Origin of the sequence: Thiorhodococcus mannitoliphagus (genome assembly GCF_010915725.1) — a bacterium.
Taxonomy (GTDB): Bacteria; Pseudomonadota; Gammaproteobacteria; order Chromatiales; family Chromatiaceae; genus Thiorhodococcus; species Thiorhodococcus mannitoliphagus.
Genome location: NZ_JAAIJR010000387.1, coordinates 1 through 790, shown reverse-complemented (window position 1 = coordinate 790; position 790 = coordinate 1). Strand labels below are relative to the sequence as shown.

Below are 790 nucleotides of genomic sequence, written 5' to 3'. Positions count from 1 at the left end.
CCAACAACCCCTTGGCCTCATCACTGGTGCCTTGCACCACGCTGACGTTCAGCCCCGCGAGCCCGCTCTCGAGCGCCTGCGTCCAGGCCGCCGCCGAGCGCGCATCGCTCGTCTGCTCAAGCAGGATGAAGCCCGAGACCGCATCGATGCTCACCAAGCGCATGCCGTCCTTCCAGGTCTCATCTTCGGCGAGACTCAGCAGGCGATGGGGCATGGCTTGGGCCAGCGCCTCGCGCAGGTCGGTGGCACCGCTCACAATCTGCTCCTCCAGTTCGACTTGGAACGCCTGCTGCGTGCCGTAGGAGGCGCCGATGAACGCCGACAGTCCGCTGCGCGCGAGAAAGTCGCAGACCACGCGCACGCCCGCGCTGCCCTGCTCGCTGATGCTCCAGTGCGCGGCGACCAGGATCTGGCGCAGCCAGACCACGCCCTCAGGTGTCTCGACGAAGGCCGCCAGCGCCGCCGGTGCCGGTGCCGCAGGGGGCGCGTTCCAATGACGCAGTGTGCTGCGCGCGACGCCAGCGCTGGTGACTGCCGCGCGTTGACTCTGCCCGTCCTGCTGCGCTTGCGCCACCGCATGCAGCTGCTTGGCGCGATCCAAGCGATCATGGATTGGCGTGCGACGTCGATCTGCAATAGAGCCAACAGCGGCAGGGGCATCGGGCAACGGCATTTCCCTCGGTTAGTTTGCACTTCCAAGGGTACGCCTCCCCGGCGCTCCTGCCACTCCTTCAGGCCGTTTCATCGCCTACTGAAACACTCGGTTTTGGGCCAACCGATGATCAAGGCC

General features: G+C 66.6%; 1 pseudogene. It reads right to left on the bottom strand.

What is annotated here, in order from left to right:
* Positions 1-667, bottom strand: a pseudogene (locus tag G3480_RS27035) (DUF6399 domain-containing protein); the annotation flags it as partial.
* Positions 668-790 lie beyond the last annotated feature (123 nt).